Origin of the sequence: Desulfobacula sp. (assembly GCF_030145145.1) — a bacterium.
GTDB lineage: Bacteria > Desulfobacterota > Desulfobacteria > Desulfobacterales > Desulfobacteraceae > Desulfobacula.
The window spans coordinates 155084-174983 of record NZ_JAQYWD010000002.1; the positions used below are offsets into that span (position 1 = coordinate 155084).

Consider the following 19900-nt stretch of genomic DNA (forward strand, 5'->3'; position numbering starts at 1 on the left):
CACAGCACAACCATGGAAATTCACGTTATCCGCTTATATCTATCAAGTATCGTGCCAAAAGGGTTAGAATTTCGTAACTATTCAAAATTATGTCTATTTTTTAATATGATCCGGATTTTAAGTCCTCTCATACTGATTTTTTTCTTGCATTTTATGCATACTCCTTGTACAAAATTGTACATGATTAGATTTGTTATCGGATGGGAAAAAAAATGAAACCAGCCACGCTCAATTCCGAAGAGTACCCGTTTTTCAAAACCGTTTATAATGCCGCGTTTGCCAATCCCTTCAGTGAGTTAAGAGAAACACTGGACCTTAAAATTGCCGGCCTTTTCCCTTCGGCTTCCCGGCGGGAAAGCATTGACCAGTGCATCAATGAAGTGAATCTCCGGATAAAAAAGCTTGAACACCAGGGCCGCGCCAATATCAATGCCTTTCATGGACAGGACAGGGACATCATCACCATTGTCTTCCTCTTTGATATCTTTCACAAATTCAGGGATGATTTTGATCAGCTGATCAAGGATCAAATCAAGGCTGAAGACACATTAATCAAGGTTCCCTTTGCCCCAAAAGCCATCCACATGCTCCAGGCAAAGGGGTTTGACGACAAGCGTATCTCCCACTATTTTGCCCTTTCCTATCAACTCAGACGGGCCTTTTACTTTATTTCCAACTCCCTGGTGGGCGACAGCCCGTGCATGAAAAAGCTTAAAAAACATTTGTGGTACAATGTTTTTACTTACAATATGGAACTTTACAGCAAATTTTTATGGAACAAAATGGAGGACTTTTCCACCCTTTTGCTGGGGGAAACCGGCACGGGAAAAGGCACGGCTGCTAAAGCCATTGGCAGAAGCGGATATATTCCCTTTGATGAAAAAAAGCAATGCTTTACCCAGAGCTTCACCCGGGCGTTTTCGTCCCTGAACCTTTCCCAGTATCCTGAGACCCTCCTGGAATCTGAATTGTTCGGCCACACAAAAGGGGCGTTCACAGGCGCAATGGAGGATTACCAGGGGGTGTTTGACCGGTGCAGTCCCCATGGGTCCATTCTTTTGGATGAAATCGGTGAAATCCCCAACCATGTGCAGATCAAACTATTAAGAATCCTTCAGGAAAGAAGTTTTTCTCCTGTGGGAACCCACGAGACATCAAGATTCAATGGTCGGGTCATCGCCGCCACCAACCGGCCGAAAAAAGACATCCTCAGCGGCAAGGTCTTCAGAGATGATTTCTATTACCGGCTGTGCTCCGATATCATTGAAGTGCCCCCCCTTAGCATCCGGATCAAAGAGAAACCATCTGAACTGGATGACCTCCTGGATTTTACCATTCAGAGGATGACAGGCACCCGTTCTGAAAAATTAACGTCTAAAGTCAAAAGAATTATTGACCGACAGCTTGGAAAACATTATCAATGGCCAGGAAATGTCCGGGAACTTGAACAATGCGTAAGGAGCGTTTTATTGCGGCGGGACTATAAAGGCAAACAGACAGATACGGTGGAAAGCGGTTCCCTTTCCCAGGAATTGACCCAGGGGATCTTGAACCGGAACATATTGGTTTCCTCTCTGATATCCGGTTATTGCAAGGTCCTGTACGACAAATTCGGCACCTATGAAAAGGTTGCAAAACTGACAGGACTGGATAGAAGGACCATAAAAAAACATATTATGAATTTCAAACGAGACTGAAAAAAGTTATGCTCTATTTTTTACCCCATCCCCTCAAAGGCATATTATCGATTGTGCTCTATGCACTGAACACCATCTGCCTGACCCTCCCGTTGATTCTCTTTTCTTTTTTCAAATTTATCGTACCGGTTCAGTCGTTTATTGTGATTCTTGATAAACTCCTCATCGCCATTGCCACCCTCTGGATAGGCATCAATTCATTCAATTCAAAGTTGTTCTGTAAAATAGACTGGGATATCAGGGGGCTTGAAAAATTAAAAGAAAAAGAATGGTACCTGGTTTTGTCCAATCACCAGTCCTGGGTGGACATTCTGGTGCTGCAGACAACCTTGAACCAAAAAATCCCCATGCTCAAATTTTTCTTAAAACAGGAACTGATCTGGGTCCCTTTTTTAGGCCTTGCCTGGTGGGCACTGGATTTTCCGTTTATGAAACGGTATTCAAAAAAACAATTAATCGAAAAACCCCATCTAAAGGGCAAGGATATTGCGAACACCAAAAAGGCCTGTGAAAAGTTTAAACACACCCCCATCTCCATTATAAATTTTGTTGAAGGGACTCGATTCACGCCCCAAAAAAAAATGTCCCAGAACAATCATTTCAAGTATCTCCTGAGTCCAAAAGCCGGCGGTATCGCCTTTGTCTTGAATTCCATGGGCGATTATTTTCATAACATCATTGATATCACCATTGTGTATCCGGATAAAATCCCCACATTCTGGGAGTATATTTCAGGAAGGGTTCATAAAATTATCATTGACTTTGACGTCATCCCCTTAACCGATTCTCTGATTGGAGATTATTCAAATGACCCTGAATATAAGGATCATTTTTTCAAATGGCTGAACAGGCTATGGCAAAAGAAAGATGAAAAAATAAATGCCTTGAAATCTTAAAAAAACACCCTTTTTTTAACGATTTTCCACCTCCAGCCGGTATACAGCAGCCGGTGTTCCATCACCGTCAGAACCCAGCACTTCCTTGATCTTTGCATGGCGTATCAATCGGTCCACCCGCATTTCACTGTGTTCACCAGCAATATGGGTTCCCGGCAGAATGGCCCCGGCAACCACAACGACAGGGTTACCCGGATTATCGCTGGCCCAGGCAATAAGATGGGTTTTCTCGTCAAGAAACGTCCCGAGTCTTTTTTTTAATATGTCTATTTCTCTGTCTGTTTTTTTCAGTTTCGCTTCAATTTGTTCGCCCTTATCAAAACAGGCTTCCAGCAACGCTTCTGCCTTTTGAGCCGTTCGTTTCAAGTTTTTGAGGCGGGAAAGATCTGCGATTTGTTTTTGAAGCACCTGATCAGTGGCCGTTAACCTTTCTTTGTTTGCCTGATGGCGGCCCATCTGGCCGTTCAACGCATCAACCCGGGCCCTGTTTTTTGCCAATTCTTTTTCTACAAATACGTCATGTCCCACTTTTATCACACAGGGATCGGCCTTCTCAGTGCCGATATGACAGGCTTTAACCCCCATTTTGGCAGTGATTCTTGACGATATAAGCGTTCCCGCTTCAACCAGGCAGCTCCCGGAACAGTCCACATCCGTATCAACAATTTCTCGTTCAATGATCACATTCCCCATACAGACCACTTCCGAGTTATGGATAAATGCTGCAGTGACATTCCCCCGGGAATAAATCTTGGCACCCTCAACACCGCCGGCAATGGTCACATTTCCCTCTGCCGTTATCTGGCCCCCTTCCAGGGCCATGGCAGTAATGTCATTGCCGGTTACCTTACAACCGGATGTAATCCGTCCATTAATCTGCACATTCCCATCATAATCAAGATGACCGGTTTCATCATCCCCATCACCGTCAATAAAATAGGACTCAACCATACGGATCTGACCGGACAGGCTGTATTTCGGGGATCCTCTTACCGTGGAAAGAACTTTAAATCCGTCCTCTGAAAGCGTTGTTCCTTTTCCAAGTTTTAACACCATGTCCCTTCCCGGTGTGGTTTCAATTTCTTCACCAAAAACCGTATACCCGGTTCGCGGTGCAATCATGGGAATTTTTTCTGCCAGCACGGTCCCTTTCTCAAGATAGGGGATGTCACCCCGTTCCTTAAACCCACTGACACCTTCCGCCTTTGTCAGATCGCCGGCTTTCACGTAATCGGTATTAAAAAAAAACTCCAGGCGTGCCCCTTTCCCCTTAACGGGGGGAACCCCGTTTGCAACCCTGAAATATTTTGTTTTAAATCCGGTGGAAAAAATAAATCCCTGGATCTGTTCATCCTTGACCAATCCCTTTACAATCCCTTTTTCTGACAGGGCTTCCTTTATTTGAGCCGGCGTAATGGTCGGGTCAAACACATCTGTTTTTATCAAAAACGCTGCCATGAAATCTTCAGAAACTTTAAGGTTGATCCCCTGGACAAGGGTTTCAGGATGGCTCAGGAATTCGTTTTTTTCTTCAGGTCTGGTATTGGGTTCCGCCTGGAGCCTTTTTTGTGATCTGAGGATATCATCGCGCTGATTTGTGGTCAACATACCCGCCTCAATCAGCAGATCCCCAATCAGGCGGAATTTTTTTTTGTTTATTATATCGTTTTTCTGTTCTTCCAGGACCAGCTTTAAAACACTTCGATTGATAAGCCCTTTTTGAATCGCAATCGCACCAAACTTGAATTCCTTCTTCCGCAACTCAATGGCTTTTGCAGCCCGGAAAAGTCTTTCCATATTTTGAACGGAAATCAGTTCATTGGATAAAAAATAGGTTTTTAAATCGCCCGTCAGGTCCTTTGCACCGGAACACCTGGATACGCCCGTTTGAAGATTTTCCTCGGTAATGAGACCATGTTTAACCGCCAGAATACCGATTAAGGGAATGTGTAATTTGCCATCGTTTCCCATTGCCCTCCTCTCTTCGTAACCATCTTAAATTACGGCGGATAATAATCCAGTGGCCACGAATAAACCCTCCATAATAAATTCTCGATGCGGACCTGATATATGACGATTATGTTTAAAAAACCGTATTAACAGCAGCATGCCAAGGGGCATCAAAGCCAGCAGAACGGCTCGATTTACCAGCAACTCGGTAAAAGATACCACCATGAGGATACCCATATCCACAATCAGCACGGACTTGATCAGCGCAAAGCTCCGTTTTTCGCCTAAAAGAATGGGAAGGGTTTCTTTTCCGGTAATCCTGTCTCCCTGAATGGCAATGATATCAAAAAAAGCCGTCCGCGCAAAGACCAGGCCCACGGCAAACAAAAAAACCACTGCAACCGACCGCCAATCCGTGTAATTTGACACGGCCGGTAACAGACTGGTGACGATTCCCCAGGCCATAACAATTAAAATGGTTTTTGAACCGGGAATATCTTTTATTCGGGCCTTTTGTCGTTTATTGAACCGCAACGGAATCAGTTGCAGGTTATAGGACAAACCCAAAAGACTCATGACCAGCAGAATCATAAAAGAGACGGCCCCGGTGATAAAACTCAAGTAAAGGCCGGCTGCCCCGGACAACACCGCCAGAAGCCACAGAGACCGTCGATTGTTTTCATAAAAGACGGCCCTTTGGGGCTGGTTGTAGGTATCAGACTTGACAGTGAACAAATGATTCAGTATCTGCATGGAAAGAACATACAACATGGCGATCAGCGCATGATGCGAATCCTGGGCAATTCCCTGGAGCCGGGAACACGCGTATGTAAGGAACCCGGCACCTGCTGCTGCCATTATATTGGTCTTCAGCAGAAAATCACGAATTGAAAACAACCCTGTTTTGACAGGATGTTGCCGTTGCAGGTGGTTCGCCACGGCTTCATAGGCCTCATTAATGATCCAGTTGGGCGTTGAGGCACCAGCGGTAATCGCAACAGATCCGGCTGACGACAACCGTCCATAATCAATCTGGGAAACTTCCTCAATATGGACAACCGGTTTTCCTGTCCGGGTCGCGATCTGTGCCAGCCGTTTTGTATTTCCGCTCTGCTTTCCGCCCACAACAATCACGGCATCATTTTCCCGGGCAAGCTTACGGATTTCAGCCTGACGTTTTTCAGTGGATCCGCAAATGGTATCAAATACGCTATAATGGGGGGCCTGGGTTTCACACCACGCCTTTATATCCTTATAAACAGCGGTGTTCTGAGTGGTTTGCGCCACCACGACAGCAGCATCAAACCGGGGCAGTTCCCGCAGTTGATCCACGGAGGAGATCACATGTCCCCGGCCCTTTGCATATCCTGAAAGGCCCACAACTTCCGGGTGTTTCTCATCCCCGACAATCAGGGTGACATACCCTTTTTGGGCATATTTGTGAATAATGGCCTGGACCTTTATCACCCGGGGGCACGTGGCATTAATAACGGTAAACCCAAGATCTTTAAGCGATTGTTCATCCTCCGGAGGTACCCCGTGAGCCCGGATCAAAACAATGCCGCTCCCCTTTGAGGGCAGTTGATCCATCCTGAAAATCTGTTTTTCTTCGAGCATTTTCAGCACCTGGGGATTATGGATCAACGGACCATAGGTATAAATGGGTTCCCGGGACTGGTTTGACGCATCCAACACCATATCCACAGCCCGCCGGACCCCCATACAGAATCCAGCGGTTTTCGCCACAACAATTTTCATGACACCTGGGTCAGCAGATCAACCAGACGCTGGAAATCTGCGTTGGATTTAAAATTGATTTCTATTTTGCCTTTATCCCCGTTCTTTTGAATCCTGACTTTGGATTGGATATGATGAGAGAGGCGCGAACAGGTTTCATCAAGGAATTGTTTTTCCACGGTGGATATTTTTTTCTTCAATTTTTGCGGTTCTCGTTTAGCCATGTTAACCAGTCGTTCCGTTTCCCTTACCGACAACTCTTTTTCCAGGACTGTTTTGAACAGGTGAAGCTGATTTTCTTCTGAAGCAACCCCTAACAAGGCCCTGGCATGTCCCATGGATATTTTTTCCGCAATTAAGCTGTTTTTTATCTCCTGGGGAAGGCTTCTGAGGCGCAACAGGTTGGCAATGGTAGGGCGACTTTTTCCTATTTTCTGGGCAACCTTTTCCTGGGTATAATGAAATTCGTTAATAAGCCGGTGATACGCTTCTGCCTCTTCAAGGACGTTTAAATTTTCCCGTTGAATATTTTCAATAATGGAAACTTCCAACACCTGCTCATCGGTCAGGTTTTTAACAAACACCGGCACATGGGTCAACTTGGCTTCCCGGGCTGCACGGAGTCTTCTTTCCCCTGCTATCAACTCATATGCATCATCAATTTTTCGGACCAGCAGGGGCTGCAAAATCCCCTGTTGTGCAATGGAGTCCGTTAACTTGTCCAGTTCTTCCCGGCTGAATGCCGTCCTGGGTTGATACCGGTTCGGTGCAATCTGGTCAATGGAACACATCAAAAAATCAGGACAGCTCTCAAGCGTATCAAAAACCGGAATCAAGGCGGAAATACCACGACCCAATCCGGTATTTTTCTTTTTCTTTTTTGTCATCTTTTTAGAAGTTCCCTTGCTAAAGCCATATAGCTTTTTGATCCTTGTGAGTGTTTGTCATATAACATAACCGGCAATCCATAACTGGGCGCTTCTCCAAGCTTTACATTCCTGGGTATTTTTGTTTTAAAAACCATGTCCTTGAAATATTTTCTCGCGTCTTCAACCACCTGCTGGGCAAGATTGGTGCGTTTGTCATACAGGGTCAACAGAATCCCCTTTATTTTCAACCCGGGATTCAAAGAAGACTTCACCCGTTTTATGGTATCCAGCAGTTGCCCCAGGCCCTCAAGGGCATAAAATTCACTTTGAAGCGTTATCAAAACAGCGTCTGAAGCTGTAAAAGCGTTCAATGTCAACAAACTTAACGCCGGTGGGCAATCAATAATAATATAGTCAAACGTTTCCTTTATCGGTTCCAGAAGCGCTTCCAGTTTTCGTTCCCTGTCCCGGACAGACACCATCTCAATTTCAAACCCGATAAGATCGCTATTGGCGGGAATCATCATCAGCCGGGGTAACACTGTGGGACAAATAATGTCATTGATATCAGCCTCGCCTATAAGTCCCTGATACAGGGCATCTTCCAGGGAGGGCTTGTCAATACCCATACCGGTCGTTGCATTTGCCTGGGAATCACAATCAATCATCAATGTTTTTTTTCCCAGTATGGCCAGGGCGGCGGATAGATTAACAGCGGTGGTTGTTTTGCCAACGCCCCCTTTCTGATTTGCTATGCTGATAATCTGGCTCATAATTAAAAATCCTTATCACAATTACCTTTCTTAGGCAATCGGTTAAAAAGTCAAACTGCCATTGCTTAAAAAAAAACAACCCCCCACAAAAAAAGCCTTGTACGGCAAATCATCTGCCGTACAAGACTTTATCTGATCTTAAAATTTAACGAATGACTTACATGGCCGATTCAGGATGGAAGACATCCACTTCTTTCAAGTCTTCACCCAGGTATTCTCTTTCATTGGGGCCCAGTATACCCAGAGAAAGGTTTAAGAGGGTCCATAAATGAACGGTCTGCCATGCATGATCATTGACTTCCGACAGGTCATGCACCTGAGCATGACAATTATGGCAGGGGGTGATGCAATAAGGTGCTTTGGTTGTCAGGATCTGGTTGGCCTTGGTCTGCCCATAGGCCCGTCTTTGCTCCTGGAAACCGGACTGGAGGAAACCACCGCCACCACCGCAGCAAAAGTTGTTGGATTTGTTGGGGGTCATGTCGATGAAATTTTCCTCGCCCACAACTGCTTTAACGACATATCTTAATTCCTCTGCAACCGGGTCTCCAAAAGATTTTCTGACCAGCTGGCAGGGGTCCTGAACCGTGAACTTGATTTTTCGGTCCTTGTTCCAGTCGGAAGAGGGCTTAAGCTTTCCGTCCCTGATCCATTCGGCATAGAGTTGAATGATACTTTTAATTTCAAAGTTATAAGGGATATTAAATTTTTGCAGTCCAGCCCGGACTGCGAAGAGTTCGTGCCCTCACTCGGTGTTGAGCCAGACTTTACAGCCCAGGTCCTCCACTGCTTTTACTTTTGTCCGGACAATCTTTTCCCAATTTTCATTATCTGCAGAAAAAAGGCAATAATTCTCTGCTGCCCATCCTTTTGTACCATAGGTCCAATCAGCCCCTGCAAGGTGCATTATTTTCCATAACGGCACCATTTCATCGGGTTCTGTTACCGGTTCCCTGGAGTTCTGGTTTAAAAAGTAGTAAGCCCCTTCCCGGTTGACATCGGCTTTCATGTCAGCGAATTCAGGCTGTGCTTCCTGATATTCTTCGAGTACATCCTCCACAACAAACTGGAAATCTTCTTCATTGGCTCCCATGGCGGAACAGGTGTCGTTTTTTAATGCCATGTCACAAGAGCTTGTAATCCCCTTGGGTTTTTTCTCCTTGGGCCATTGCGCCCTTGCATTGAAAACCAGCTGGGGAATATTAATCTGCATCGGGCACACATACATGCACCGTGTACACATTGAGCACATCCATACCCAGTTCGTATTCAATATTTCTTCATCCATTCCAAGGGCTGCCATTCTTAAAAACTTTCTTGGATCCATGCCTTCGAGGCCGGTTGCCGGACAACCGGATGCACATGCACCGCATGTCAGGCATGCATTCAGGTTTCCGCCATCCGGCAGAAGTTTCATTACCTTGTCTTTAAAGGCGCTCTTTCTTGCACCTCCAATCTTAATAGCTGTATCTCCCATGCTATCGTTCTCCCCTAATTTATTCAAATTTAAAGTCTTGTATTTGTACTACAATATGTTCCCCCAATTTTTGGAACGATTTTTATCATCTTTTATTCCATAATTTATGTCAACCTTAATTTTTTATGATCAGCAATTTTCATTATAAAATGCAATCGTCCCCGGACAATGGGTCAGGCTTGCGTTATTGACACTTTTGCCGACTTTTGCCCTTAATTGTTCAGGTTTTGGTCAAAAGCACAATAACACAAGCCTGACCCGGTTTAGTTATAATCATAATGAGAATTGCTGTTTTATGATCCGTTCAAAACGTTGACTTTTTTGAACTTTACCTTACTATTCAAAGGCAATGAACGACCTGAAAAAAATAGAGCAGATGTGCGTTGATGTGATGTTAAAAGACAAACATGCCATCTTAAAAGAACTGCGATCCCTGAAAAAACGCACCCCCGATACCGCTCAAGGAATTGAAACCCGTACCCGTAGGATAAAGCAGCTTTTAAAAAAAACAGATCGTTCCATAAAAGAATGCCAGACAAGGGCTTTAAACAAACCATCCCATATCACTTCCCATCCCGATCTGCCCATCACCCATAAAAAAAATGACATCATCCAGGCCATAAAAAAAAATGCCGTGGTGATTATATCCGGGGAAACCGGGTCCGGGAAAACCACTCAAATTCCCAAATTCTGCCTTGACGCCGGCCAGGGCATCAAAGGACTCATCGGCTGCACGCAACCCCGGCGCATCGCCGCCATCAATGTGGCCCGACGGATTGCCGAAGAACTCCAGGAAACCATCGGCCAATCCGTGGGATACAAAATCAGGTTTGACGATAAAACCCAGCCCCGGGCCTATATCAAAATGATGACCGATGGGATCCTGCTGGCGGAAACCCAGACCGACCGGTTCCTGAATGCCTATGACACCCTGATTGTGGATGAGGCCCATGAAAGAAGCCTGAACATTGACTTTACCCTGGGTATTTTAAGACGTCTTGTCCGGCAGAGAACGGATCTGAAGCTGATTATCACATCCGCCACCATTGATACGGAAAAATTCTCAAAAGCCTTTGACAATGCGCCCATCATTGAAGTATCCGGTCGAATGTATCCGGTGGAAACCGTATACCGGCCCATTCTGGATAAAGACGGTGAACAGCAGACCATTGAAGACCAGGGATATGTTGAAGCCGCAGCAGATGCCGTCCATCTTTTGCTCGCTCAATCCAGATCCGGTGATATCCTGGTATTTATGCCCACAGAGCAGGATATCGGCGACACCATGGAATTGATCCGGGGAAAACGACATCCCGGGGTCACGGTCCTGCCTCTTTTTGCAAGGCTTTCAGCACAAGAGCAGTCCAAAATTTTCTCACGGCAGCCGGGAAGAAAGATTATTATTGCCACCAATGTGGCGGAAACCTCCCTGACCATACCCGGTATCAAATATGTCATCGACACCGGTTTAGCAAGGATTCTCAGCTATTCTCCCCGGACAAGGACAACGGCACTTCCCGTCAGCCCCATTTCCCAGTCTTCCGCTAACCAGCGCCTGGGTCGGTGCGGCCGGGTTGAAAACGGGGTCTGCATCCGGCTGTTTGATGAAGAAGATTTCAGGGCAAGACCTTTTTTTACCGCCCCTGAAATCCTGAGAAGCAATCTTGCCGAAGTTATATTAAGGATGGTCTCCCTGAAATTGGGAGATGTTTCAACCTTTCCGTTCATTGATGCCCCGGCCCTTAAAAGTATTAAGGATGGGTTTGACACCCTGATTGAACTGGGGGCCATCAAAGAAAGGAAAACCCGAAACCAACAAGCAAAAAAAAAAGCGTATGACCTCACCCCTATTGGCCGGGTCATGGCCAAACTGCCGGTTGACCCCAAACTCTCCAGAATTTTGATAGCAGCTGATGCCAACGGATGCCTGGCAGAAGCCGCCATCATAACCACGGCCCTCGCCATTGCAGACCCAAGACAGAGACCTGCGGAAAAAACCCAGGCAGCAGATCAAAAGCATGCCCTGTTCAAAGATCCGGGTTCAGATTTTATTACCCTCTTAAATATCTGGAATGCGGTGAAAGCCGCTGAAAAAAGGCTAAGCTCCCGATCGAAACTCAAACGATACTGCCAGGACCATTACCTGTCTTTCAAACGCCTGAGGGAATGGAATGACATCCACAGACAGATCATCAGAATCCTGAAAGAAAATGATATCCGGGGAGAAAAAAAGATCTCTTTTCCCCTGGGGACCCAGGGGATGAAAGCCAAAGAATTTGACATTGGCGGGCCGTTGTATATTGCCCTGCACAAAGCCATTTTATCAGGGTATCTTGCCAATATTGCCCATAAAAAAGAAAAAAACATCTTCACTGCTGCAAAAGGACAACAGGCAATGATATTCCCAGGGTCTGGTCTGTTTAACACTGCGGGCGACTGGATTGTTGCGGCAGAATTTGTCAGGACCAGTCAGTTGTTTGCAAGATCTGTCGCCACCATTGACCCCCTGTGGTTGGAACCCATTGGAAAAAACCTGTGCACGTATACCTATTCTGATCCGCACTGGGCCAAGAAACAGGGGGCTGTCATGGCAAAAGAACAGGTGTCACTGTTCGGGCTTTTGATTGTCTCTGACCGAAACATTGCCTACGGCAAAATAAATCCGGAAGAAGCAGGAGAAATATTTGTCCGCCATGCCCTGGTCCAGGGGGAAATCCATCAAAAATTCGACTTCATGACCCATAACCGGCAATTAATTGATGAACTTGAAACCCTTGAACATAAAACCCGGAAAAAGGATATCCTGATATCTGAAGATGATATGTACCTTTTTTACCAGTCCCGGCTTCCCCAACCGTTTTATGATATCCGAACCTTTTCCAGGTTTGTGCGAGACCAGGAAAATAAAACTTTTTTAAAAATGACACTGGCGGATCTTCAACGATCAACCATTGATGAAAATGAACTCTCCTTGTTTCCGGATGCCCTGACAATGGCACACGGTCAGTTCAGGCTCGACTATGAATTTAACCCGGGCGCTCAAACAGACGGGGTTACCATAAGCGTTCCTGCTGATTCTGCATCACTGGTATCGAAAAACAGTTTGGACAGACTGGTTCCCGGATTGTTTGAAGAAAAAATAGGGGCTTTAATAAAAGCCCTTCCTAAAAAATTTCGGGTACAACTGATGCCGGTATCTGAAAAGGCCGATATCATTGCCAGGGAAATGCCCAGAGAAGATGCCCCCTTATATTCCCTGCTGTCTGCGTTTATTCGAAACCGGTTTAACCTTGTGATCCCGGCCACCCTGTGGTCAGACAAAGACCTGCCGGACCATTTAAAAATGAGAATCTCCATCCGGGATGAACAAGGAAAAGAAATTAAAGCCCTGCGGGACAAATCCGTGTTAAATGAGTTTTCCGCCACATTGGCCCCTCAAACGGGCAATGCGTTTGATAGGGCTAAGAAAAAATATGAGACATCCCCTGTAAAAGAATGGAATTTTGACGATCTTGAAGACTCAATTATCATCCACCAGGATAAGGCGTTCACGCAAAAAGGCTATCCCGGACTTAAACTTGAAGTTGATACCGGCCCCAAAAAAAACAACCCGGTGTTATCCCTAAGGCTTTTCAAGTCAGCCCAGGCAGCCCAAGAGGCCCATTGCCAAGGAATAAAACACCTCTTCCAGCTCTGCTTTCCGGAAGATTTCAAATCCTTGAAAAAAGACATCACCACCGCTGCCGGCATCAAACAGATGGCACCGTTTTTTAACGGCCCCACAAAATTTCAGCAGTCCTTGTTCAATAGGATCACCACCACCTTGTTTGCAAAAAATATCCGGACAAAAAAAGCCTTTGAAAGCCATGCTCAAAAAGAATTAAAATCACTTTACCCTGCCGGACAGCAATTTATCAGCGACATTTTAGTCCTTGGGAAGGAATATCAGTCCTGTTTTAACCTGATTCAAAAACTATCCTTTCAGCACCAGAAAAAGGAAAAATTGTTCGATATATTAACCGCGCTTTTCAAAGACCTGAAAAACCTTGTCCCGGAAAATTTTATAGATCTTTATACCATGGAAAGAATCCGCCACCTTCACCGGTATGTGGCCTGTATCCGGATCAGGGCTCAAAGATCCGTTGACAACCCCCTGAAGCAAGAAAAAAAAGCGGGGCAGTTGACCGGTTACACCCATCACCTGAATCGGTTATTATCCTCACTTTCCCAAGACTCTTCGCCGGAAAAAGCCCAGCAGGTTGAACACTTTTTCTGGCTTCTGGAAGAATATAAAATATCGTTGTTTGCCCAGGAGTTAAAAACAATCGTACCCATTTCTGCCAAAAAGCTGGATAAATTTTTAATAAAGCTCTCCACAATGATCTGATACACAATAGTCTCCCATCTGGAGATGCTGCCCGAAAAAATCCCGGAATTCATCCCTGCGATGACTGACATAAAGAAGCGTGCTGATTTTTTCTCTGGCCACGTCTTCCAGAAAATCAAGGACTGCCATCCGGTTCAGTTCGTCCATCCCCTGGGTGGGTTCATCCAGGACCAGCAGCCGGGGAAGTTTGATCAAGGCCCGGGCAATGAGTACCAGCCGCTGATCAGCATAACTCAGATCCCGGAACGGCAGGCCTGCCTTTTCCGGCATTCCCAGCCGCTCAAGCCATGCCATTGCCTGGTGTTCCTGCTGCCGGGTGTAGGGCCGGTACACCCCGATGGAATCAAACAGGCCGGAAATGATACAGCTGATGGTATTACCGGGCACATAATAATTTCTTTGCAACTCTGAACTGACGATACCCATGTGTTTTTTTAACTCCCAGACAGATTCACCACTGCCCCGCTGGATACCAAAAATTCTCAAATCATTCTGATAGCAGGCGGGATGGTCGCCGGTAATCATCTGGAGCAGGGTTGATTTACCACTGCCATTGGGGCCTGTGATCAGGGTATGATCTCCCTGAAGGAGGGTCAGGGTCAGCCCCTGAAAAATCTTTTGCCCGCCATATCCGGCCGCACCCTGGTTCAGACAGACCAACTCCGTTTGTTCGGGTTTTACCGGTTCTGGTATCTGGCCCCCCGGCAATCGTCTTGCAGAGACCTGAAAGTCAGCAGACGCTTTGTGCCATTCCTTTTCAAGGGACATCATCACCGCTTCCCGGGGCCCCTGAAGCGTCAGCCGTCCCTTGACCATTACCCCTGCATGGGTGCACCAGGACGGGATGTCCTCCTGGTTATGAACAAATAGCACCAGCAGAACCTTCTGCCGGTGCAGGTGGCACAGGGCCGTATCCAGTTCTTTGCGGCTTTGGGGGTCCAATCCCTCATAGGGGGCCTGAATAGCAAGGCCGGACATGCCGTTTGTGATCTGTGACAAGAGCAACAGTTTCCTGGCCTGGCCCGTACTGAGCTGGCGATACCCTTTGTCCAGGCAGGGGGTCATGGCAAAGGCCTCAATCAAACTGGAATGATGGTCAATATCCCGTAAAAAAGACCGGGCCGGCGTCCCCGGATCAATCCTGTCCAGAAAATCGGTATCATCCGCCCTGAGTTCCGCTTCATAAAGTGCCTGCTGTTCTTTAAAGGAGATGACCCCAAAATTTTCCGGTCGTTCCAGCTGATCTGCAGTGATATCCGTGCCTTCTCCGGAAACAAGCCGGAAAAACGCTTCTATTCCGGAACGATTGGCCCCCAAAATGCACCAGGCTTGACTGCCAAGGGCAATAAACCGGTCAATATAAAGGGTGTTTGATCTGGCATTAATTATTTTCATGGGGCTTATTCAAGCAGGTTCCAAACGCGTATGCAAGAAAAAAGACCCGACTTTCTAAAACTCAATCCGGTCTCCCTGCCGGGGAAGGATGAAGCGAATCCCCAGGTCATTTTGCCGGTGGAGTTGCGCTTTGATGATCTCCCGGACGGGTTTTCCCCCGGTTAAAACCTCATCCGGCTTGATGTGCCCGATAACGACATTTAAACCATTTAATGCCTGGGATATGTTTTTGGGATCAACCTTGCTTGCCAGTTTATGAAATGCCCTCATGATCCAGGCAGGCGTTAAATGCCCGAACAACTGGTCATCCGGATGCTCATCCCGGTAAGAGGCTTCCATATAGATCACCCGAAGCTGATTTGTTCTGATCAGGGGCGCAATTTTTTCCCATACCGCCTCTGTGGTGGGGCGTTTTTCTATTTCATCCGGTCCGGTATCTCCCATGTATAGGGCATAATACCCATCCGATTCCAGCAGAAAAGCCGCGGAATCCGAAGACCGGTCATGGGACAGCGGGAAAGCAGTTACCGTCATTGCCGTATTTTCAATGGGTGTTCGTTCACCTTCTTCCAGTCGGATATAATGGTATGTCCCTATACAGGGCGCCGCTCCTTCATTGGCCATATTGGGCCAAGCCCGCCAATTAAAAATCGAATCCCGCAAATCGTCAATGGTCATTGACAGGCTTATGACCGGTTTGGGCATGTCATTCGGTGAAATGCTTGCCAGTCCGTGGACATGATCAAGATAACAATGTGTAATCAAATAGGCTTTGATATGGTGAAACAAAATGACCTGTTCAAGGGTCGATTCCGGATAAGACGATACATCAATATGATTGAAGACCCCTTTTTGAACGGCATACCGAAGCCCTGACAGCAGGGTACCGGCATCCAGACAGATAAAATCTGTTGAATTGAAAGGCGCCAGCAAATGACAATTCAGGTTGCTCTCATTCAACCCCCCCTCAACGCCAAGGCAAATCCAGGTGAATTTGGGTTCTATCCGCTTCATTTTTTCTGCTCCTTTCTTTGAAATGTCACACCCCCCGATCTCAACTCACTCACTCAACTTTTTTACATGGAGTCTGGCTTTCTTTATGGCACTTTTTACCTGTCTGGTCATGAAATAATGATAAAACGCATGGCGCCTGATAAAAGATTCAGCCGCCAATAAAAAAAGCCTGACCCCGTCCATTAAAACCAATGACTGAACGTTGAATCACCAACTATATCCCCCCGGGGCATATGATGTCAACCATACGAATTAATGAACAATTTTAAGGTGCTGGGCCCAGGACGGGCCTTGACTTATAGAAGGGGAAGGTATAGGCTCACCAATACCAATGAGTTCTGTAACCCGGCAAGCAGTGCCTGTGACACGACTTTAGTTTAGACAAGGAAACTCTGATGACCCATAACGATGTCTTACGCCGTATCCGCTATACTTTCGACTTTAATGACACCAAAATGATGGCAATATTTGGTTCAGGGGGTCTTCCGGTAACACGGGAACAAATCAGCGACTGGATGAAGAAAGACGATGATCCGGCGTTCCATAAACTCACCGACACCCAGCTGGCCATTTTTCTGAATGGGTTTATCAATGATCAGCGTGGCAGAAAAGAAGGACCACCGCATGAACCAGAGACGCATTTAACGAATAATATCATTTTCAAAAAACTGAAAATAGCGTTAAATCTTAAAGCCGAGGATGTTTTGAAACTTTTGGACCGGGCTGATCTGACCATGAGCAAACACGAATTAAGTGCCTTCTTCCGTAAGCCGGGTCATAAAAATTACCGGGACTGTCAAGATCAGATCCTGCGTAAATTTCTAACCGGTATGCAGCTTACATATCGGCCTGACATTTAATTAAATTCTTCTTGCATTTGCAATAAAAACTGGTATGATTTTAAGAAGATGGTGAATAACGTTGGAAAACAGAACCTTAGACTGAGGCACAACAAAAATTCTCCTTCAATGAAATGGGTCTTTGTTATCGGGATGAGGGAGCAGGCCTCGAGAGTACGGTATCATGGGTCACAAGACAGACAATTTCAATCAGGCAGATCTGCAAGATCGACGCAGAAATCAGGACCGGCGAGCCCATAACGACCGCCGGTCCAAAACAGAAAGACGGTATGATTTCCGCGACAACCCCAATGGCCAGCGCAAATCCATCCGCATCTGGTTGCGGTCCATCATAAAGTCACGACTGGGTGTGGACAGACGAAAGAATAACAGAAGATACGCTGACAGGAGACGAAGGCACAAAAGTGACATTCTTACCCAGGAAGAAATAACGGATCTTCTCTCCTTGTAAACGGCCTCATCTTCCTGTTCAGGCAACCGCTAAGGGAAAAAAACGGAGGCGGTTATCAATTGCCGGGGTTCATTGGCGATCGTCTTTGCTGCCAGCAGTTCAGTATAGTCATTCAAAACACGGTTTACAAGGGACGTCAGGTTAACCGGTTTTCTGACAAGCGTTTCCTGTTGCTCCATCGGGAACAGAATCCAATAGCCGGAAGATAGCAGAACAATCATGAAGAAACCGTGAAGATGAAGATTTTTTTTAATGAACGAATTTAGGTAGCTGTAGAGGCGGCTCAGGATTTATATGGGGTCAGGCTTGTGTTATTGTGCTTTTGATAACAGACTGTAATAGCGAAGAAATTCAGCAAAAGCGTCAATAACGCAAGCCTGACCCCGTCGATTAAAGCTAACGTCCGAAAGTTAAGATTTCAATTTCATGCCGCCGTCATGAAGAAATAAGTGGCAACACCCGCGATGGCCAGCCAGATATTCGTTATATTGCTCACGGTAATATTCAATATGGCGGCCAGGTATTTTTTACGATTCAACAGCGCCAGACAACTTTTAAACTCCGGCCAGCTGGAAAGTGTCGCCAGGACAAAGAATCCGATCACCCCTTTTGGCGCATGGCTTTGCTCTGAGGCAAAACTCACAACCGGGTCAAGGAAATACCCGGCGGCAATTAACACAACAATCGCCGGGAAGATGCTCCATTTAGCAATCACTTCTTCCTCCATGGACGCTTCAGAGTCTTCCGGTGGTCGTTTAACAAACAATACCCCGGACACAACAAGGGCTGTCACCACCCAATAGATATGATACGCAATTGGAATAGTGTAAAAACTGACGGCCATGCCGGCCGTCAGCACGATACAGGTTAAACTATACCGCCAGTTTGTTCCAAGGGTTTTCAAAAATACGCGACAAATCAGTGCTGCCGCTATTAACAGGATCGGGTTCATAAAATTCGACCCCAAAGGCGTGCTGGCGGCAAACAGGACATCCCCCACTACCAGGCCGACGATTAAACAGACAAGCTCCGGCCCATTGGTAATGAAACCGGTGATCGTGCCAAGACCCTTTACCTCCTTCAGGGTCTCGATGATGACCTCAATGGATAACCCGATCAAAATCATCACCAGCACCACCCCTCCAGCTGCTATAAATGAGTGGTTGAAGTCTCCATCAAACAGCAACGAACAACCACAGAAAAAGATAACCACCAAAATCCAACATATCATATCAAGCCGACCGACAGAATTCACAAGGAATTGTTTCATGGTCTTCCTCCAAATTTTTCTACAACATAATTACTCAACAGTGTAACTTCCTGCAATGGCATAAAAATTTATTCCAAAAATACCGGATTTTGCCCATATTGATAGTATATAACAAAAGCGGTTAACAGGACTATCCATATCGATATAAACCCCACGGCAAAAAACCAGTTTTTTTTAAGTCGCAGGGGTTGATTTTCTGCTTTTTTTCTTGATTCTTCCATAATTTCATGTGGAATTAATTTAATTGAAAGCATTATTAATGCCGGAAGAATTAAAAGGTCATCCACATAGCCCAAAACCGGAATAAAATCAGGAATAAGATCAATTGGACTTAATGCATATCCGAGAGTAAACAAAATAATCATTTTGGGTAATACCGTAATTTTCGGATGTTGATGTGCATAATAAATCGCAATCATTTCTTTTTTAAGGTTTTTTACTATTATTTTTAATTTTTCTATTGTTTTCAAAAAAATCTCCGGTTTATAACAAGAGCCAGGCCTTCCAATCGCCAAAGGATGGAAACCGGCCGCCCCTTGTTGACAAAATGCTAAGGCGGCTCGGTTTGTGACCCTTTATCTGGAAAGGGTCTTATTGGATCCCATCATCTCATGCCATAAAGGTCAGACGAACAGTTTAAAAACCGCAGACGGAGACTCTACGACTTTCTTTAGTTTTTCCTCCATATCTTTTTTCCAGGCATCATCTTTTTTTCTCCAGGCACCCTCGATTTTTTCAACAAGTTCATCAATTTCACAGGGTTTTGTGAGAAAATCATATGCACCCAGGCGGATGGCTTCTACGGCAGAGTCAATGGAACCGTGGCCGGTAAGCAGAAGTGTTTCCGTGATAATACCCAGTTCCTTGATCTGCTTCAAGGTGGCAATGCCATTCATTCCGGGCATTTTCAGATCAAGGACAACAACATCATACTTCTCTTGTTCAAGTGCTTTTATGGCACTTTCTCCGTTGTAAACGGCAGTGACCTTGTAGCTCCTGTTTTGGAGCAGTTTGGTCATGTTGTTGCAAAATATTTCTTCATCGTCTACCAGTAAAATTTTACTTCCTATCATAATTTTTCCTCCTTATAAAGGGTTTCGAATTTGTTCATACTTCCTGCATAT

The 19900-nt window shown here is 45.8% G+C and carries 15 protein-coding genes and 1 pseudogene; 5 read left to right on the forward strand and 11 right to left on the reverse strand.

Translation table 11 applies throughout. From position 1 onward, the window contains the following. Positions 1–212 precede the first annotated feature (212 nt). The gene (locus Q1Q15_RS01645) at positions 213–1697 is read left to right on the forward strand and encodes a sigma 54-interacting transcriptional regulator (RefSeq protein ID WP_300455723.1); all 1485 of its coding nucleotides are present in this window, start codon (positions 213–215) and stop codon (positions 1695–1697) included. 8 nt (positions 1698–1705) lie between these two features. Next, complete coding sequence (locus Q1Q15_RS01650) at positions 1706–2593, forward strand: acyltransferase (protein ID WP_300455726.1); 888 nt, start codon at positions 1706–1708, stop codon at positions 2591–2593. 15 nt (positions 2594–2608) lie between these two features. On the opposite strand, the gene Q1Q15_RS01655 is transcribed toward Q1Q15_RS01650, so the two are convergent. From Q1Q15_RS01655 to Q1Q15_RS01675, 5 genes are all read right to left on the reverse strand, one after another. Further along, positions 2609–4564 (reverse strand): FapA family protein, encoded by a 1956-nt coding sequence (locus tag Q1Q15_RS01655; RefSeq protein WP_300455729.1) that lies wholly within the window; start codon positions 4562–4564, stop codon positions 2609–2611. Between the two features lie 24 nt (positions 4565–4588). Next, positions 4589–6301 (reverse strand): 4-hydroxy-3-methylbut-2-enyl diphosphate reductase, encoded by a 1713-nt coding sequence (ispH, locus tag Q1Q15_RS01660; protein WP_300455732.1) that lies wholly within the window; start codon positions 6299–6301, stop codon positions 4589–4591. Continuing rightward, positions 6298–7167: a ParB/RepB/Spo0J family partition protein gene (locus Q1Q15_RS01665; RefSeq protein ID WP_300455735.1), complete on the reverse strand. Its 870-nt coding sequence runs from the start codon at positions 7165–7167 to the stop codon at positions 6298–6300. The genes ispH and Q1Q15_RS01665 overlap by 4 nt, the downstream gene beginning before the upstream one ends. Then, positions 7164–7922, reverse strand: a complete 759-nt coding sequence (locus tag Q1Q15_RS01670; RefSeq protein WP_300455737.1) for an AAA family ATPase — start codon at positions 7920–7922, stop codon at positions 7164–7166. Before Q1Q15_RS01670 ends, Q1Q15_RS01665 begins: the two co-directional genes overlap by 4 nt. Positions 7923–8079: 157 nt before the next feature. Next, the gene (locus Q1Q15_RS01675) at positions 8080–9399 is read right to left on the reverse strand and encodes a (Fe-S)-binding protein (RefSeq protein WP_300455740.1); all 1320 of its coding nucleotides are present in this window, start codon (positions 9397–9399) and stop codon (positions 8080–8082) included. A gap of 349 nt (positions 9400–9748) precedes the next feature. On the opposite strand from Q1Q15_RS01675, the gene hrpA reads away from it, so the two are divergent. Further along, complete coding sequence (gene hrpA, locus Q1Q15_RS01680; protein WP_300455743.1) at positions 9749–13786, forward strand: ATP-dependent RNA helicase HrpA; 4038 nt, start codon at positions 9749–9751, stop codon at positions 13784–13786. Here the strand turns inward: hrpA and Q1Q15_RS01685 are convergent. Together Q1Q15_RS01685 and Q1Q15_RS01690 are read right to left on the reverse strand one after the other, a co-directional pair. Continuing rightward, positions 13760–15181, reverse strand: a complete 1422-nt coding sequence (locus Q1Q15_RS01685) for an ATP-binding cassette domain-containing protein (RefSeq protein WP_300455746.1) — start codon at positions 15179–15181, stop codon at positions 13760–13762. The two genes, hrpA and Q1Q15_RS01685, sit on opposite strands and share 27 nt — an antisense overlap. A 54-nt stretch (positions 15182–15235) precedes the next feature. Next, positions 15236–16195 carry a 3',5'-cyclic-nucleotide phosphodiesterase gene (locus Q1Q15_RS01690; RefSeq protein ID WP_300455749.1) on the reverse strand — a complete coding sequence of 320 codons (960 nt, stop codon included), beginning with the start codon at positions 16193–16195 and terminating at the stop codon, positions 15236–15238. 395 nt (positions 16196–16590) lie between these two features. Here Q1Q15_RS01690 and Q1Q15_RS01695 point away from each other — a divergent pair, with 395 nt between their 5' ends. Both Q1Q15_RS01695 and Q1Q15_RS01700 read left to right on the forward strand, forming a co-directional pair. Then, positions 16591–17055 (forward strand): DUF1456 family protein, encoded by a 465-nt coding sequence (locus tag Q1Q15_RS01695; RefSeq protein WP_300455752.1) that lies wholly within the window; start codon positions 16591–16593, stop codon positions 17053–17055. A gap of 163 nt (positions 17056–17218) precedes the next feature. Beyond that, complete coding sequence (locus Q1Q15_RS01700) at positions 17219–17506, forward strand: hypothetical protein (RefSeq protein WP_300455755.1); 288 nt, start codon at positions 17219–17221, stop codon at positions 17504–17506. A gap of 29 nt (positions 17507–17535) precedes the next feature. Here Q1Q15_RS01700 and Q1Q15_RS01705 read toward each other — a convergent pair whose 3' ends face one another. The 4 genes and pseudogenes from Q1Q15_RS01705 to Q1Q15_RS01720 form a co-directional block, all read right to left on the reverse strand. Further along, positions 17536–17727: a hypothetical protein gene (locus Q1Q15_RS01705; RefSeq protein ID WP_300455758.1), complete on the reverse strand. Its 192-nt coding sequence runs from the start codon at positions 17725–17727 to the stop codon at positions 17536–17538. 203 nt (positions 17728–17930) lie between these two features. Beyond that, on the reverse strand, positions 17931–18776 hold the full coding sequence (locus Q1Q15_RS01710; protein ID WP_300455761.1) for a sodium:proton exchanger: 846 nt from the start codon (positions 18774–18776) through the stop codon (positions 17931–17933). 206 nt (positions 18777–18982) lie between these two features. Further along, positions 18983–19195 (reverse strand): annotated as a pseudogene (locus Q1Q15_RS01715) (YkvA family protein); the annotation flags it as partial. A gap of 204 nt (positions 19196–19399) precedes the next feature. Then, complete coding sequence (locus tag Q1Q15_RS01720; RefSeq protein WP_300455764.1) at positions 19400–19849, reverse strand: response regulator; 450 nt, start codon at positions 19847–19849, stop codon at positions 19400–19402. Positions 19850–19900 lie beyond the last annotated feature (51 nt).

Bases quoted from the DNA above. Each gene is read 5' to 3' on its own strand.
- Q1Q15_RS01645 (WP_300455723.1), top strand. From the start codon at position 213: ATGAAACCAGCCACGCTCAATTCCGAAGAGTACCCGTTTTTCAAAACC.
- Q1Q15_RS01650 (WP_300455726.1), top strand. From the start codon at position 1,706: ATGCTCTATTTTTTACCCCATCCCCTCAAAGGCATATTATCGATTGTG.
- Q1Q15_RS01655 (WP_300455729.1), bottom strand. From the start codon at position 4,564: ATGGGAAACGATGGCAAATTACACATTCCCTTAATCGGTATTCTGGCG.
- ispH (WP_300455732.1), bottom strand. From the start codon at position 6,301: ATGAAAATTGTTGTGGCGAAAACCGCTGGATTCTGTATGGGGGTCCGG.
- Q1Q15_RS01665 (WP_300455735.1), bottom strand. From the start codon at position 7,167: ATGACAAAAAAGAAAAAGAAAAATACCGGATTGGGTCGTGGTATTTCC.
- Q1Q15_RS01670 (WP_300455737.1), bottom strand. From the start codon at position 7,922: ATGAGCCAGATTATCAGCATAGCAAATCAGAAAGGGGGCGTTGGCAAA.
- hrpA (WP_300455743.1), top strand. From the start codon at position 9,749: ATGAACGACCTGAAAAAAATAGAGCAGATGTGCGTTGATGTGATGTTA.
- Q1Q15_RS01685 (WP_300455746.1), bottom strand. From the start codon at position 15,181: ATGAAAATAATTAATGCCAGATCAAACACCCTTTATATTGACCGGTTT.
- Q1Q15_RS01690 (WP_300455749.1), bottom strand. From the start codon at position 16,195: ATGAAGCGGATAGAACCCAAATTCACCTGGATTTGCCTTGGCGTTGAG.
- Q1Q15_RS01695 (WP_300455752.1), top strand. From the start codon at position 16,591: ATGACCCATAACGATGTCTTACGCCGTATCCGCTATACTTTCGACTTT.
- Q1Q15_RS01700 (WP_300455755.1), top strand. From the start codon at position 17,219: ATGGGTCACAAGACAGACAATTTCAATCAGGCAGATCTGCAAGATCGA.
- Q1Q15_RS01705 (WP_300455758.1), bottom strand. From the start codon at position 17,727: ATGATTGTTCTGCTATCTTCCGGCTATTGGATTCTGTTCCCGATGGAG.
- Q1Q15_RS01710 (WP_300455761.1), bottom strand. From the start codon at position 18,776: ATGAAACAATTCCTTGTGAATTCTGTCGGTCGGCTTGATATGATATGT.
- Q1Q15_RS01720 (WP_300455764.1), bottom strand. From the start codon at position 19,849: ATGATAGGAAGTAAAATTTTACTGGTAGACGATGAAGAAATATTTTGC.